General features: G+C 35.4%; 16 protein-coding genes and 1 pseudogene. 9 read left to right on the forward strand and 8 right to left on the reverse strand.

Annotated elements, in window-relative coordinates; all coding sequences use genetic code 11:
* Positions 1-13: 13 nt before the first annotated feature.
* The 5 genes from H3S74_RS11885 to H3S74_RS11905 all read right to left on the reverse strand — a co-directional run bounded on the left by H3S74_RS11885 (position 14) and on the right by H3S74_RS11905 (position 4,963).
* The gene (locus tag H3S74_RS11885; RefSeq protein ID WP_198201259.1) at positions 14-772 is read right to left on the reverse strand and encodes an amino acid ABC transporter ATP-binding protein; all 759 of its coding nucleotides are present in this window, start codon (positions 770-772) and stop codon (positions 14-16) included.
* On the reverse strand, positions 769-1,509 hold the full coding sequence (locus H3S74_RS11890) for an amino acid ABC transporter permease (protein WP_065613951.1): 741 nt from the start codon (positions 1,507-1,509) through the stop codon (positions 769-771). Before H3S74_RS11890 ends, H3S74_RS11885 begins: the two co-directional genes overlap by 4 nt.
* Before the next feature lie 26 nt (positions 1,510-1,535).
* Positions 1,536-2,492 (reverse strand): glutathione S-transferase family protein, encoded by a 957-nt coding sequence (locus H3S74_RS11895; protein ID WP_198247957.1) that lies wholly within the window; start codon positions 2,490-2,492, stop codon positions 1,536-1,538.
* A 159-nt stretch (positions 2,493-2,651) separates the two neighbouring features.
* Positions 2,652-3,353: a response regulator gene (locus tag H3S74_RS11900; protein ID WP_173795327.1), complete on the reverse strand. Its 702-nt coding sequence runs from the start codon at positions 3,351-3,353 to the stop codon at positions 2,652-2,654.
* A gap of 20 nt (positions 3,354-3,373) precedes the next feature.
* Positions 3,374-4,963, reverse strand: coding sequence for a sensor histidine kinase (locus H3S74_RS11905; RefSeq protein ID WP_110448437.1), 1,590 nt, complete (start codon positions 4,961-4,963; stop codon positions 3,374-3,376).
* A 281-nt stretch (positions 4,964-5,244) separates the two neighbouring features.
* Between H3S74_RS11905 and H3S74_RS11910 the strand changes: the two are divergent.
* The 7 genes and pseudogenes from H3S74_RS11910 to citX form a co-directional block, all read left to right on the forward strand.
* A pseudogene (locus H3S74_RS11910) lies at positions 5,245-6,534 on the forward strand (2-hydroxycarboxylate transporter family protein); the annotation flags it as partial.
* A gap of 84 nt (positions 6,535-6,618) precedes the next feature.
* A complete protein-coding gene (locus H3S74_RS11915; protein WP_198247958.1) occupies positions 6,619-7,464 on the forward strand; it encodes a fumarylacetoacetate hydrolase family protein in 846 nt (281 codons plus the stop codon).
* A 4-nt stretch (positions 7,465-7,468) separates the two neighbouring features.
* The gene (gene citC / locus H3S74_RS11920; RefSeq protein WP_198247959.1) at positions 7,469-8,503 is read left to right on the forward strand and encodes a [citrate (pro-3S)-lyase] ligase; all 1,035 of its coding nucleotides are present in this window, start codon (positions 7,469-7,471) and stop codon (positions 8,501-8,503) included.
* Positions 8,504-8,524: 21 nt separating this feature from the next.
* Complete coding sequence (gene citD, locus H3S74_RS11925) at positions 8,525-8,815, forward strand: citrate lyase acyl carrier protein (RefSeq protein ID WP_198201266.1); 291 nt, start codon at positions 8,525-8,527, stop codon at positions 8,813-8,815.
* Positions 8,812-9,699 carry a citrate (pro-3S)-lyase subunit beta gene (gene citE, locus H3S74_RS11930; protein WP_065577565.1) on the forward strand — a complete coding sequence of 296 codons (888 nt, stop codon included), beginning with the start codon at positions 8,812-8,814 and terminating at the stop codon, positions 9,697-9,699. Before citD ends, citE begins: the two co-directional genes overlap by 4 nt.
* 12 nt (positions 9,700-9,711) lie before the next feature.
* Positions 9,712-11,241, forward strand: a complete 1,530-nt coding sequence (citF, locus tag H3S74_RS11935) for a citrate lyase subunit alpha (RefSeq protein WP_081298768.1) — start codon at positions 9,712-9,714, stop codon at positions 11,239-11,241.
* A gap of 40 nt (positions 11,242-11,281) precedes the next feature.
* Positions 11,282-11,851, forward strand: coding sequence for a citrate lyase holo-[acyl-carrier protein] synthase (gene citX / locus H3S74_RS11940; protein WP_198247960.1), 570 nt, complete (start codon positions 11,282-11,284; stop codon positions 11,849-11,851).
* 82 nt (positions 11,852-11,933) lie between these two features.
* Here citX and metB read toward each other — a convergent pair whose 3' ends face one another.
* Positions 11,934-13,100, reverse strand: a complete 1,167-nt coding sequence (gene metB / locus H3S74_RS11945) for a cystathionine gamma-synthase (RefSeq protein ID WP_198247961.1) — start codon at positions 13,098-13,100, stop codon at positions 11,934-11,936.
* 180 nt (positions 13,101-13,280) lie between these two features.
* Between metB and metJ the strand changes: the two genes are divergently transcribed.
* Entirely contained in the window at positions 13,281-13,598 is a 318-nt protein-coding gene (gene metJ / locus H3S74_RS11950; protein ID WP_110448443.1) for a met regulon transcriptional regulator MetJ, read from the forward strand.
* 63 nt (positions 13,599-13,661) lie between these two features.
* Here the strand turns inward: metJ and rpmE are convergent, their stop codons facing one another.
* On the reverse strand, positions 13,662-13,877 hold the full coding sequence (rpmE, locus tag H3S74_RS11955) for a 50S ribosomal protein L31 (RefSeq protein ID WP_110448444.1): 216 nt from the start codon (positions 13,875-13,877) through the stop codon (positions 13,662-13,664).
* A 141-nt stretch (positions 13,878-14,018) separates the two neighbouring features.
* Positions 14,019-15,071 carry an outer membrane-stress sensor serine endopeptidase DegS gene (gene degS, locus H3S74_RS11960; RefSeq protein WP_198247962.1) on the reverse strand — a complete coding sequence of 351 codons (1,053 nt, stop codon included), beginning with the start codon at positions 15,069-15,071 and terminating at the stop codon, positions 14,019-14,021.
* A 194-nt stretch (positions 15,072-15,265) separates the two neighbouring features.
* Between degS and H3S74_RS11965 the strand changes: the two genes are divergently transcribed.
* Positions 15,266-16,406, forward strand: a 1,141-nt coding sequence (locus H3S74_RS11965; RefSeq protein WP_001443860.1) for an IS4-like element ISVsa5 family transposase, incomplete at its 3' end; no start/stop codon positions are given.

Below are 16,406 nucleotides of genomic sequence, written 5' to 3' on the forward strand. Positions count from 1 at the left end.
CCTCATTTACTGATTAAATCTCATAATCCATTTGCATTGCTGAATAATATCTAGATAAAAAATCTTTTGTTCTTTGATGAACAGGATTTAAAAAAACTTGTTTAGGCGATCCATCTTCAATAATTTGCCCTTTATCTAAGAACAAAACTCGGCTGGCTATATCATGCACAAAACTCATTTCATGAGAAACTAATATCATCGTAATACCCGATTTTGCCGCCATTTTTATCGTTGCCAATACTTCGCCGACTAACTCAGGATCTAATGCAGAGGTAGGTTCATCAAGTAATAAAACCTTAGGATTCATGGCTAACGCTCTCGCAATAGCAACCCTTTGTTGTTGACCACCTGATAGTTGTTTTGGATAGTGGTTTACTCTATCAGCAAGACCAACTTCAACGAGTTTGTCGTAAGCAATTTTTTCAGCTTTCTCTCGAGAGTATTTTTTTACAATCAGTAACCCTTCCATAACATTTTCTAAAGCATTCTTTTGTGGAAAAAGATTAAACTGTTGAAAAACCATCGCTGTTTGTTGACGAAATTTAACAATTTGATCTCGTTTAGATTTACTGACATCAAACGACATGTTATCAATAGTGATATTACCAGCTTGAGGTTTTTCCAATAAATTTAAACAACGTAAAAGGGTCGATTTTCCTGCTCCCGATGCGCCAATAATTGCAACGATTTCATGTGGTTTAATAGCAAAATTAATTTGATTTAAAATGCAATTACCATGAAAAGATAAAGTGAGATTATTAACATGAATCATAGCCATTTCCCTCTTCGGTAACTTGGAGTATTTTTATCTTCACTAATCGTTAATCGGTTCTCTAAATATTTGACTAATAATTCAATTAATATGGTTAATGCCCAATAAATTAGAGCCAGTGAAATATAAACTTCAAAATAACGATAGCTATGACCAGCTAAAGTTTTACCTCTACCAGTCATTTCAGTTACCGAACAAACAAATGCCAGTGAAGTTCCTTTTAGTAATCCGATTAAAGTATTACCTAAGTTAGGCAGTGCAACTATAAATGCTTCAGGAATAACAATACGACGTAAAACTTGACTATATGTCATACCTAACGATTGTGCAGCTTCGATTTGCCCCTTATTTACAGATTGTAATGCGGCACGAATTGTTTCAGAGTTATAAGCTGCTTCATTAAAAGAAAAGGCTATCAATACAAACAATATTGCCGGAAGCCCATTAATATTAAAATCTGTATCAAAAAAGTAATTAACATAACGTAATAAAATTGGTAGGCCATAAAAACTTAAATAAAGTTGTACCAATAATGGGGTTCCTCTTATAAATGAAACAAATACCGCTGCTATTTGCGTTAATACCGGTATTTTATTCATTTTAATTATTGCAATAACTAGACCTAATATTACGCCAAGTAACATCGAAAAGATGGTGATAAAGAGTGTTACTGGCAAATAAGCCAGTAACGTCGGTATTTGGGTGAAAATCAATCCAAAATCAATAATATTTGGCATCTGCATTATCCCAATATTAAAATTAATTAACTAAATTGTTTATCTCGATTATGTGGCGTTTTCCAATTACTAACATCAGGCCCTAACGGCAAAATATCATAAGGATTATGGGCGTTATTACTCAAAAAATAACCTTTTTTAATCGCCTCAAAATCAGTCGTATCGCCAAAAGCGGGAATTTGATAGAGATCTCGGGCATAACCCCACAAATTAGGATAATCGATAATTCGATTTCGATTAGTGTTGAATGCAGCGTAATAAGCAACATCAAACCTAGCCAAAGTGACATATAAACGGATATCTGAATCAGTGATGTTATCACCAAAAAGATAACGAGATTTGCTTAATCGTTGTTCTAATTTATCTAACTGGTTAAAAACCAGATGGTAAGCATGCTCATAAGCTGGTTGTGATCGAGCAAAGCCTGCTTTATAAACGCCATTGTTAACTTCATGAAATATCACATCATTCAATTTATCAATTTCAGTACGCAAATGTTCTGGATAGAGATCTGGTGCACCAGCTTTATGAAACGGCTTAAAAACAGTTTCCCAATAGTTAGTTAATCTAAAATAATCGTTGTTAACAACTTTGCCAGTTTTTACGTCTACTACGGTAGGAACTGTTGCTCGCCCATTATATTCTGGATCGGTTTTAGCATAAAGTTCCGGTAAATAACGAATCCCTAACACCGGATCAACGCCATTGGGATCAAGTGAAAACTCCCAACCATGTGGTGTTCTTATAGGAGAAACCTTACCTACACTAATAACATCCTCTAAACCCAATAACTTGATGGCTATCATTTGGCGATGAGCCCAAGGGCAAATTGCAGCCCAAATCAGTCGATAACGACCTGCTTCAACAGGTAACAAGCCAGGTTCATTACCAAAGGGAGTGTCAAATCGGTTAGTTTGACGGACAAAAGCACCATCTTTACTGATTTCATTATTTTCAGTCGTTACTACTTTTCCTATAGACATACGCTTACTCCTATTCTTTGATACTGCAATTTAAATCATCCAACAATTGGATTAATTCAATCTAGCATCAAATATTTAGGCAATAAAATAATCAATAAGCATATTTATATAATCATAAATTATATAACGTAGGATTAATAACCAACTTTGCGAAAAAAATTACTTTCCTAATCTTTTATAAAGCCTTTCAGGACGACCTATTTTGCCATGGTTAAGCTCAACCGTTAATAATTTAGTTTGCACACAATATTCTAAATATCGTCTAGCGGTGGTTTTACTAATATTGGCTTTTTCGACAATTTGATCTACTGTTTGCGGTTCATTTGTTTGCATAAATAGATCTTTAACTTTTTGTAAGGTAATTTCTTCAATACCTTTGGAGTGGCGATTAATATCAACAAAGTCTTTAGTTTGTAGATTAAAAAGTTCATCAATACGTCTTTGATTCACATGTTTTTGCAAACTTTGACGATATAAAAACAGTTCAAAACGTTCAAGTGAATGTTTTAAGCGCTGATAAGATACCGGTTTGATTAAATAATCAAAAGCGCCAAAACGTATCGCTTTACTACAGGTATCCATATCACTCGCAGCAGTAATAAAAATAACATAACAATCTAAATTATTATTAATAATATATTCAAATAATTCAATTCCTTTTCCATCAGGTAGGTAATTATCTAATAAAATTAATGTTGGTTTTAATTTTTCAACCATCACTTTCGCTTCTTCCAAAGTTGCAGCGATTCCAATAACTTCTACTTTGGTGTCTCGTTGAATAAATTCGGCATTTAATTCAGCTAAAATGGGCTCATCTTCAACAATAAGAACTTTAATTGTATCTTCTTTTATTTCATACATACTTTATTCACCTCTGTTAACTACTTTGGTATAAAAACAGAAAAAATCGTTCCATAAGGTTCATTATCTTCAAATGTGATATATCCGTTAGCTTTTTTCACATATGTAGAAACTAAATGTAAACCTATACCATGTTCGTTCGAATTTTGTGAGGTTACCCCCGGTTGGAAAATTGAATTGCGGATTTTATCGTCTATACCACAACCCTGATCACTGACTTCTAAAACAATTTCATCGGTTCTATCACTTAAAAATAGATGGATAGATTTATCACCTTGATTGTTTTTTAAACACGCATTAAAGGCATTGTCCAATAAATTACCTAATATCGACATAAATTCGGCTTCAGTTATCTTGGAAGGCAATGCTTCTAAATAGCAGGCGGGATCAAAAAACAATTTTAAGCCAATTTCATGCGACTTAGAATATTTACCAATTAATAAACCACAAATAGCCGGAACCTGAAAATGGCTGGTAATGAAATCTAGATTTTGTTGATTATCAGCAGAATGTAGCGCAATAAATGATTCCGCTTCTTCATATCGTTTCATATAAATTAAACCTGATAACGTTGCCATCCAGTTAAGGTGTTCATGTCTTAAGGCGCGCAAATTATCCACATACTGCGTAACTTGAGTTAATTGCATACTTAATAAATTAATATCATCATAATTTCGGAAGGTGATCACCCATCCTTGAATTTCATCATCAACAATTACGCGAATACGATTAGCAATAACGATAATATTATTGAAATAGCAAATATGGTCATGAACATCTTTAGTCTGATTGGTACTACCATAAAGAAAATCCGTTGATTTAATAAAATTAGATAAATCATGATTAAGCAGACTATTATCATCGATATCAATATTTAACATACGCCTTGCTGATTGGTTGATATTGATAATCTTATAATCAAGATCAATGGCAATAATACCTTCAAATATTGATTCCATTATTGATTTCTGACTCTTTACCAATAGTGCAATTGCTTGAGGTTCTAAATTAAACATCTGTTTTTTGATAGCTCTAGCAAAGCATAAAGAAAATATAAACAGAGCAAAGAATAAAAATGAACAAAAAATAATGAATGGAATAAATTGTTTTATATGTGACGCATAAATATCATCTACCATATAACCAACCGAAACAATACCAATTACTTTTCCATTGCTAATAATCGGCGCTTTACCTCTTAGGGCTAAACCTAAAGATCCTTGACTTATTGTGGTGCTACTAATACCACTTAACACCTCCTGATTGTCATCACCAACCATGGGTAAATATATTGAATTATTAGCCGTATGAAATAACCGATAAGCTTTAGCATCACCTATAACAATATAACTCGCATCACTTTGTTCAAAAATATCTGAAACAAGTTTAGCGATTTGTTCAGTATCTTTATCTTCTACATATTTTATTAAGCTAGGAATCACAGCTAACTCTTTCGCCTGAATTTGAGCTTTTTCGCCTAAACTACGATATAAGGCATTTTCTGTCACATTCCATATGTAGCTTTGCAGCAATGCTAAAACCACCAATGAAAAGATTAAAAGAGATAAAAATAATTTTGTCGTAAATGACAGATGTATTCGTTTTCGCATTTTTATACTTAATAAATAATTGCTGTATCTGCTGAGGAGTGTAACACAGCATAAAAAAACTTAGAGCCTTTAAAACCATAAAAACCACACTTAATTTATGATTTATATCACAAAATTGATATTAATATTTTGTCACCATATGCGCCATTAAAACAAAGCAAATTTATTTTGGAGATAAAAAAAATATGGTGGATTTCAATTCAGTTGAAAAAACGCACAACAACAATGAAAAACATGAGATAAAACACGAAGATCAAACGAAAAAGTTTTGGCCATACGGATGGTGGAAACTTATGGATGATTATAAAATCGGTGTAATTCCTTTACCATTATTTATTATCGCGGGTATTCTTATCTTTGCTGAAGTATTAGTAACAGGTAAATTACCAAGTGAAATAGTTGTTATGGTAGTCACATGTGCTTTCTTTGGTTTTCTTTGTGGTGAAATAGGTAAACGTTTACCAATTGTTGGAAAAATGGGGGCAGCAGCAATTTGTGCAACCTTTATTCCATCAGCTCTAGTCTATTATGGCATTCTGCCTACTCCTGTGGTACAAGCAACAACCAAATTCTATAAAGATACTCACATTTTATATCTTTATATCTGCTGTATCATCGTTGGTAGTATTATGAACATGGATAAGAAAACGCTTATTCAAGGTTTCTTAAAAATCTTCGGACCAATGGTATGTGGTGAAATTGTTGGTATGCTAGTTGGTGTTGGTGTGGGTTATTTATTAGGCTTATCACCATTTGAAACATTCTTCTTCTTAGTATTACCGATCATGGCTGGTGGTGTTGGTGAAGGCGCAATTCCATTATCAATCGGATATGCATCTATTTTAGGTATGGAACAAGGTGAAGCACTAGGTCGAGTATTACCAATTGTTATGTTAGGTGGTTTAACCGGTATTATTTGTGGTGGTATCCTTAACCGTATTGGTAAAGCTTATCCTCATTTAACTGGTAATGGTCGCTTGTTACCAGCATCAGAAGATGACCAAATTATCAACAAAACGGCTAAAACAGAGTCGGTTATTGATGTGACAACTTTTGCATCTGGTGTATTGTTAGCCGCTATCCTTTATATGGTCGGTATGATTGGCCACAAAGTAACCGGTATTCCAGCACCTGTAGGGATGCTATTTGCCGCAGTATTTGTTAAACTAGTATCAGGTGTTTCACCAAAAGTACTAAGTGGTTCGCAAGTAGTTTACAAGTTCTTCCAAACATCTGTAACCTATCCTATTTTATTCGCTGTGGGCGTGGCAATCACACCGTGGGATAAAATCGTTGCAGCTTTCACCGTTATCAACCTAATAGTTATTGTTTGTACAGTAGTGAGTTTAGTCACAACTGGTTTCTTTGTTGCTAAAAAACTAGGTATGTATCCAGTTGATGCGGCAGTTATCTCTTGCTGTCAAAGTGGTCAAGGTGGAACTGGTGACGTTGCAATCCTGACAGCAGCAGAACGTATGGAGTTGATGCCATTTGCCCAAATTGCTACTCGTATTGGTGGTGCAATTAACGTATCAGTATCCTTACTCATTCTAGGCAATTTTTTAGTATAGTTTTTTTCAAGAGCAACCTTAGTTATTACTAGGGTTGTTCTATTTTCTTATGTAGTTTCAATAAACAGCTTTTAAGGAGTATTCATGAAGCTTGTCAGTTACCTTGTTTCTGGTCGACCAAGTTTTGGTTTATATACTGATCATGGCATCGTAGATTTAGGCCAAAAACTAGGCGATAAATATCAAGATCTAAAATCCCTTCTTTCTGATAAAGATGGATTAGCTAACGCAAAAAACTTTTTAGACTCACCTAGTGATATCGATGAACAAGCAATAACTTATTTACCGGTAATTCCAAATCCAAACAAAATTTTGTGTGTAGGAATGAATTATGCGGAAAAACGAGCAGAATTTAATGAAACTAGTTCTGCCCCAACTTTATTTGTTCGTTTTCCTGATTCTCAAACAGGACATAAGACAAATATCATTAAACCAACTATCAGCGATGAACTGGATTATGAAGGCGAATTAGCCATTATTATTGGTAAAGAGGCCTTCCGCATAAAATCAGAAGAAGCCTTATCTTATATCGCAGGCTATAGCTGTTATATGGATGGTTCGATTCGTGACTGGCAATATACTTGGTACACAGCTGGTAAAAATTGGCCAAATACCGGGGCTTTTGGACCATGTTTAACAACTACAGATGAAATACCCGATCCTAAAGCGCTATCAATAACAACTTATCTGAATGGAAAAGAGATGCAACATGATAGCATCAAGAATTTAGTACATACTGTACCTGATTTAATCTCGTATATTAGTACATTTACTAAATTATCACCGGGTGACGTTATTCTTACTGGATCACCAGGCGGGGTTGGAAAAAAACGAAATCCACCAATATTTATGCACGATGGTGATACCATTGAAGTTGAAATTACCAATATTGGTCGTCTAACTAACTTTATCGTTGAAGAAAAAAGGTAGTTATATGTACGATTTAGTTGATTACAGTGTTGTTGATATATCTAAATCTGAACAAGATTATCAAGCAATTAAGCAATTACTATTGCAATCTGACCTCGATTTAGATCCACAAGTCACAACTTTCATTGTTGCAAAACTGAATAATAATTGTATCGCTTGTGCCGGTCTTGATCACAATATTATTAAGTGTGTAGCCATTGATCCTGATTATCGCGGCAACCAACTAAATCTAACTTTAATCGACTATACGATGAAATATGCCAATGACAACGGCTATTTTCATCTATTTTTATATACTAAACCTGAAAATACCGCTTTTTTTAAAGCATGCGGTTTTTATCCTATTGTTGAAATTTCTGATTTAGTCGTATTGATGGAAAACACACCGGTTGGGATTAAACAATATTGTAAACAATTATCGCAATACCAAAAGGCTGGTAACAAAATTGGCAGTATAGTGATGAATGCCAATCCTTTTACTAAAGGTCATCAATATCTTATTGAATTTGCAGCCAATCAATGTGATTGGGTACATGTATTTGTGGTTAATGAAGATGTATCAATGTTTCCGTTTCAGGTACGTTTACAGTTAGTAAAAGATGGCACAAAAGATATTAAAAATGTTACGGTTCATGCCAGTTCGACATACATTATTTCTAAAGCAACCTTCCCTACTTATTTTTTAAAAGATAAAAGCAAAATTGACTATGCTTATATGGGAATCGATCTGTTAATCTTCCGTAACTACATTGCTCCAGCATTAAATATAACTCACCGTTTTGTTGGTACTGAGCCACATAGTGAAGTAACTAATGCTTATAACCAAGCAATGAAATATTGGTTAGAAGATGACAAAGTTAGTTTGTCATCCAAGATTACTGTCATTGAGGTTGCTCGAAAACTCGAGGAATCAAACATTATATCAGCATCATTAGTGCGAAATTCACTGGCATTAAAAAATTATGAACAGGTTAAGAAATTAGTTCCTTCAACAACTTGGAATTATATTTCAGCTAATTTGGATAAATTAAATATTTAATTCTTTTCAAAAGGTAAAAACATGAAAATACAAAAAGAAGCCATGGCAGGAACTCTCGAATCCAGCGATTTGTTAGTTAAAGTCGTGCCAAATACTGGCATCGAAATTGTTATTAATAGTGATGTAAATAAACAATTTGGCGATCAAATTCGCGCTGTGGTTAATAACACATTAAATGAACTTAACTTAACTGATGGTTTAATCATTATTGACGATAAAGGTGCTTTAGATTGTGCAATAAAAGCACGGGTACAATGTGCTGTATTACGCGGTGCAGAAGAAACTGAATTAGATTGGAGTAAATTACTATGAAAAAATTACGTCGCAGTATGCTGTTTCTTCCAGGTGCAAATGCAGCAATGTTATCTACATCTTTTGTCTATAAACCAGACTCAATTATGTTTGATCTTGAAGATGCTGTGTCTATCAAAGAAAAAGATTCAGCACGTCTACTCGTCGCGCAAACATTAAAATTACCTGTTTATAAAGAACATGGCATTGAAACTGTAGTTAGAATTAATGCATTAAATACACCATTTGGTCTTAAAGACTTAGAAGCCGTTGTGCGAGCTGGTGTTGATGTTGTTCGCTTACCAATGACCAATAGTGCTGAAGATATTCATGAACTTGAAGCGCATGTTGAACGAATTGAAAAAGAGTGTGGCCGAGAAGTGGGTAGCACTAAATTAATGGCTGCTATTGAATCAGCTCAAGCAGTAGTTAATGCAGTATCCATTGCCAAATCATCGCCACGTTTAATTGGTATCGCTCTTGCAGCATTTGATTATCTAGTAGATATGCAAACAGAACGCGGGGATGGTACTGAACTATTTTATGCACGCTGTGCTGTTTTACATGCTGCTCGTGTAGCCGGTATTGATGCTTTTGATGTTGTTTATTCAAATGTTAATGATGATGAAGGCTTTTTAAAAGAAGTCAGCCTAATTAAAAAATTAGGATACAACGGTAAATCATTGATTAATCCACGACAAATTGAGCTATTACATAATGCTTATGCACCTACTGCTAGTGAAGTAGAAAATGCTAAAAAAGTCGTTGAAGCCGCTGAAGAAGGTGAAAGAAAAGGGCTTGGAGTTGTTTCTTTAAATGGCAAAATGATTGATGCACCAATTATTGCTCGTGCGCAAAAAATCATTGAACTAGCTAAATACTCCGGTGTACGTAAAGAAATTTGATAGGATTGAAACATGACAACTTCTATAAACCAAAAAATTGCTGATTTATTAAAACAGCATCCTGATCTTAAAAATATCACACCATTTATTGATGCTAATGCAACCACACCTTATCTAAAAGATGAGTCTAAATATACCCGTAAATTGTGTGAGTCAATTGAGCAAGCAATAGAAAAGTGTGAACTTCGTGATGGAATGACTATCTCTTTTCACCACGCATTTCGTGAAGGCGATAAAGTTATCAACAAAGTTGTTGAAACCATTAGTAAATTAGGTATTAAGAACCTTACATTAGCTTCAAGCTCATTATTAAGCTGTAACGCAGCATTGATTCCTCACATTGAGTCTGGTGTAATTACTAAAATCTATACCTCAGGATTACGAGGAAAATTAGCTGATGCGATTTCACACGGCCTGATGGAAAATCCGGTACATATCCATTCTCACGGTGGTCGAGTCAAATTAATCCAAAGCGGAGAAATTAATATTGATATCGCATTCTTAGCTGTATCAACTGCTGACGAACAAGGTAATGCTAATGGCGTATCAGGTAAATCACAATGTGGCGCCCTTGGTTATGCTATGGTTGATGCTCAATTTGCTAAGAAAGTGGTTTTACTTACTGAAGATATTGTTGGTTATCCTAACCATCCAGCAAGTATCCGCCAAGATCAAGTTGACTATATTGTTAAAGTTGACGAAGTTGGTGATCCAACTAAAATTAGCGTTGGTGCAGCACGTATTACCAGTAACCCTAGAGAATTAATGATTGCACGCTATGCCGCTGATGTTATCGAAAATTCAGGTTATTTTAAAGATGGATTCTCAATTCAGACTGGTTCTGGCGCATCATCAACTGCAGCGACACGCTTTCTAGAAAATCGGATGCGAGCGAAAAATATCACAGCATCATTTGCTCTAGGTGGTATCACAGCCAGTATCGTCGATCTTCATGAAAAAGGCTTAGTAAAACGTTTACTTGATACACAAAGTTTTGATGGAGCTGCAGGACAATCTTTAGGTAAGAATAAAGATCATATTGAAGTTTCAACCAACGTTTACGCTAATCCAGCCTCAAAAGGAGCAAGTGTTGATGAATTAGATATTGTCATTCTTAGCGCACTCGAAGTAGATTTAGATTTCAATGTTAATGTACTAACAGGATCTGATGGTGTTATGCGTGGTGCATCCGGTGGTCACTGTGATACAGCCGCTGGAGCAAATCTAACTATTATCGTTGCGCCACTAATTCGTAGCCGAATTCCAACGGTAATAAGAAAAGTAACGACAATTGTCACACCAGGAGAAAGTGTAGATGTGTTAGTCACTGACCATGGTATAGCGGTAAATCCTGCTCGTCCTGAAATCGCAGAACGATTAAAAGCGGCTAATTTACCCGTAATGACTATTGAAGAACTTTATCAACGTGCTATTGCATTAACAGGTGAACCAAAACCAATTGAATTTAACGATAAAATTGTTGGGATTGTTCACTTCCGTGATGGCTCAATTATTGATGTTGTTCGTCAAGTCAAAGACTAATTAACTTTGTAATAGTAATAGCATAACAAAATTCTTAGTTATGCTATTACTCAACATCATTATGAATAATCCAACATTAAGATTCGACGATGGTATTAACATAACGCTTGAGCAAATGTTAATAGCCAAAGAAAACCGTGTAAACAATCAGCAACAAGTTTTTGAGCAATACCCTTATCCGCTAATATCATTAAGTTTAGTAATACCTGGACCAATCAAGAAAAGTAGTGGCACTGTATTCTTATTTAATGAAGCTGTACAAGCTATCCATCAGATGTTAAACCAACATAATATTTCTATTATCCATGAAAAATTTTATGAAAGCATAACTGGTGATGAAGCATTATTATCAATTGATTATAACGTTGATATGCTTAAACAACTGTGTATAAAAATTGAGGAGAGGCATTTTTTAGGACGATTATGGGATATTGATGTCATTGACCCTATTACACAAAAAAGTATTTCTCGGTCTAAATTCGAGCATCATTCTCGACAATGTTTAGTTTGCCATGATAATGCTAAAATTTGTGGTCGTAGTAAAAGGCATTCCATTAAAGAAATCCTCAGTGCCATTGCCAATAAAGTCAATGATTATCGAAATAATTAAACGAGCTTAAATATATAGCTATCTATATTAATAGAGTCGAAAAATAAACTATTTTCCAACTCTATTGATAAATTGATGACGGTTAAATATTTGCTAACGCTTGCTCTAAATCACCAATCAGATCATCGATATCCTCGAGACCCACAGAAATACGTAATAATTGATCGGATATACCCGCTGTTTTACGTGCTTCAGCACTAATTCCTGAATGGGTCATTGTAGCTGGATGACATATTAAACTTTCTACGCCACCAAGTGATTGCGCTAAGGTAAAAATATTCAGCGCATCTAGGAATTTAGGCATATCATCGGCAGCACAAGCTAATTCAAAACTCAACAGTGAACCAAAGCCTTTTTGTTGTTTTTTGGCAATGTCATGACCTAAATTTGTTGGTAACGAAGGATGAAAAACTTTAGCAATTTTAGGATGATTAACTAAAAATTCAACGACTTTTTCTGCATTTTCTTGTTGTAATCTAACTCTTGCAGTGAGGGTTCTTAAACCACGCAATAATAAATAACTATCAAATGATGAAGTTGATGTTCCGATATTATTTGCCCACCACAATACATCTGTAGCTAATTGTTGATCTTTAAATACTACTATTCCGGCTAATAGATCTGAGTGGCCATTTAGAAATTTAGTACAAGAGTGACTAACAATATCAGCCCCTAATTCCAGTGGTTTTTGTAAAATTGGTGTCATAAAGGTATTATCAACCAGAACTAACGCTCCAACCTCATGCGCCTGACGTGCAATATCAGCAATATCAACCACTCTTAATAATGGATTACTTGGCGATTCAATCAATACTAATTTAGGTTTTAAATTCAGCGCTTCTTTTAAAGCGATAGGATCGGATTGGTCTACAAATTTGGTTTTAAAATAACCTTTTTGACTCAAACTATTAAATAATCGATAACTACCGCCATAACAATCATGAGGAGCAACAACGGTATCATTTGGGCCAAGTAAGGCTACACTGACTAGATGTATTGCTGACATACCGCAATTAGTTAAAATGGCATCGGCACCGGCTTCTAACTCTGCTACCGTTTCCTCAACTAATCGTCTACTTGGATTAGATTTGCGACCATAATCAAATTTCCTTGGTGTTGCAAATGATTGATAGCGATAACACGTTGAAGGCGTAATAACAGGAACTACGCTACCAAATTGGTCATCTGTATTTAATCCACCACGAACAGCAATAGTATCTTGGCTAAGATTTTTAGATTTATGAGCCATAATAACCTTCCTACAAACCATTTTATTTATTTTTAGATTTTAGTTGTATAAGAATAACACAATAAAAAAAGACGTCAACATGTCTAGACGTCTAACTATCTTGGTGTATAGATTGCAGCTAAGCAAAAAAAACGCTAAAATTATCCACATTATTTGTGATGTAATTGATTTGGTGAATAAATGATGGAATGGAACGGCGATTATATTAGCCCTTATGCTGAGCATGGTAAAAAAAGCGAACAAGTAAAAAAAATTACAGTCTCAATTCCGTTAAAAGTATTAAAAATATTAACTGATGAGCGAACTAGACGACAAGTCAATAATTTACGTCATGCAACGAATAGTGAACTTTTATGTGAAGCTTTTCTACACGCTTATACTGGTCAACCATTGCCTTGTGATGAAGATTTACAGAAAGATCATGAAGATGGCATTCCGTTACAAGCGCAGAAAATGATGCGAGCTTTAGGTATAGATCCTGATTTAATTGATGAATGATTGAATCATAGATACAAAAAAGGCGCCTAAAGCGCCTTTTTTACAACGTAAAAATTAGTAAAACTATTTTTTACCACCAACCATTGCAAAACGTTGTTTAAATTTATCAACACGTCCGCCAGTTGCTACATCACGTTGTTTACCTGTATAGAACGGGTGACATTCACCACATACGTCAAGATGAATATCATGACCAACAGTTGAATGAGTTTCAATTTTGTTACCACAAGAACAAGTTGCTGTAATTGCAGTGTATTCTGGATGGATACCTTCTTTCATAATAAACCTCTAAAGTTTGTTCGTATCGCTATATAAATGGCTTAATCGCAAAATCTATACACCATACGAGTGTTAAATAACATGATAAGGGTGCGAATTATACGTCCTATATCAAAGATAATCAAGTAATAAAAGGCCAATCTAAACCGGCAATTGACCAATAGTGATTTGCAACTGAATCTTTTCACCATTGCGTAAGACAATTATGGGGACGATTGTTCCCGGTTTCAACTCAGCAATTTGATCCATGGTTTCAACAATCGATTTTACTGGCTTATTATCAACCATTATTAAAATATCATTAGCTTGTACACCAGCCTGCAAAGAAGGCCCTTCAGCATTAGTGACTAAAATACCTAACACTTTCGGCAGATCACTTGTATTTTGTGTTGGTGCAAATTCTAAACCATCAATGCCAATATAGCCTCGAATCACTTTGCCATCTTGAATTAATTTATTCATTATTTTAACAGCTAATGCAGTTGGAATGGCAAAACCAATACCTTCCGGCACATCATTACCTAGATTTTTGGCAAATGTCAGAGTGTTAATACCCATCAATTCACCTTTAGTGTTAACTAAAGCACCTCCAGAATTACCATGATTGATGGAAGCATCAGTTTGGATAAAATTTTGTCGACGATATGGACTGAGTCCATCACGACCAGTAGCACTAATGATACCTTGAGTAATAGTTTGCCCGATGTTATAAGGGTTGCCAATGGCTAAGACGACATCACCAATTTTCGGATCGCGGGAAGAATTAATCGGTATTCTTGGAAGATTAGATGCTTCTATTTTTAATACAGCAATATCAACTAATTTATCGGACCCAACAGGTAATGCAGCAAAAATCCGCCCATCTTGCAAAGCAACAATAATTTGTTCTGCTCCATCAACAACATGATAATTGGTAACGATATAACCAAGCTCACTCATAATAACACCAGAACCCAACGGTGTTATTGGACTATCTTGTGATTGTTTAGGTACAGAATTAATTGAGCGACTATAAATATTTACCACGGCAGGTGCGGCTATCTTTACTGCATTTGAATAACTCATAGGTTCATCATTAAAAATAGATCTTGAAAAATCAGATTGCGTTCCATTTCTTAAAGAAGGAAAAATAATGAGTAACACTACCGCTAAAACAGCACCAATTAATATTGGCCATAGAATTTTTTTAAGCATAATTGTCACTAGTAAGATGAGAATGATTGATAGGATTCTATCATATATAACGAAGGGTTAAAAAGGCGTTTTCGTCGATGCTAAGCACTGATGAATCCCCTAATGATTTTTATCAAAATCATTAAGTTAAGGTAGATACACATCTTGTCATATGATCAAATGGTTTCGCCAAAAATCAATAATCAGACAACAAAATGTGCGAACTCGATATTTTACACGACTCTCTTTACCAATTCTGCCCCGAATTACACTTAAAACGACTCAACAGCTTAACGTTGGCTTGCCACGCATTACTTGACTGTAAAACTCTCACTCTTACCGAACTTGGCCGTAACCTGCCAACCAAAGCGAGAACAAAACATAACATCAAACGAATCGACCGATTGTTAGGTAATCGTCACCTCCACAAAGAGCGACTCGCTGTATACCGTTGGCATGCTAGCTTTATCTGTTCGGGCAATACGATGCCCATTGTACTTGTTGACTGGTCTGATATTCGTGAGCAAAAACGACTTATGGTATTGCGAGCTTCAGTCGCACTACACGGTCGTTCTGTTACTCTTTATGAGAAAGCGTTCCCGCTTTCAGAGCAATGTTCAAAGAAAGCTCATGACCAATTTCTAGCCGACCTTGCGAGCATTCTACCGAGTAACACCACACCGCTCATTGTCAGTGATGCTGGCTTTAAAGTGCCATGGTATAAATCCGTTGAGAAGCTGGGTTGGTACTGGTTAAGTCGAGTAAGAGGAAAAGTACAATATGCAGACCTAGGAGCGGAAAACTGGAAACCTATCAGCAACTTACATGATATGTCATCTAGTCACTCAAAGACTTTAGGCTATAAGAGGCTGACTAAAAGCAATCCAATCTCATGCCAAATTCTATTGTATAAATCTCGCTCTAAAGGCCGAAAAAATCAGCGCTCGACACGGACTCATTGTCACCACCCGTCACCTAAAATCTACTCAGCGTCGGCAAAGGAGCCATGGGTTCTAGCAACTAACTTACCTGTTGAAATTCGAACACCCAAACAACTTGTTAATATCTATTCGAAGCGAATGCAGATTGAAGAAACCTTCCGAGACTTGAAAAGTCCTGCCTACGGACTAGGCCTACGCCATAGCCGAACGAGCAGCTCAGAGCGTTTTGATATCATGCTGCTAATCGCCCTGATGCTTCAACTAACATGTTGGCTTGCGGGCGTTCATGCTCAGAAACAAGGTTGGGACAAGCACTTCCAGGCTAACACAGTCAGAAATCGAAACGTACTCTCAACAGTTCGCTTAGGCATGGAAGTTTTGCGGCATTCTGGCTACACAATAACAAGGGAAGACT

The organism is Gilliamella sp. W8126 (genome assembly GCF_016102185.1).
Classification (GTDB): Bacteria; Pseudomonadota; Gammaproteobacteria; order Enterobacterales; family Orbaceae; genus Gilliamella; species Gilliamella apis_A.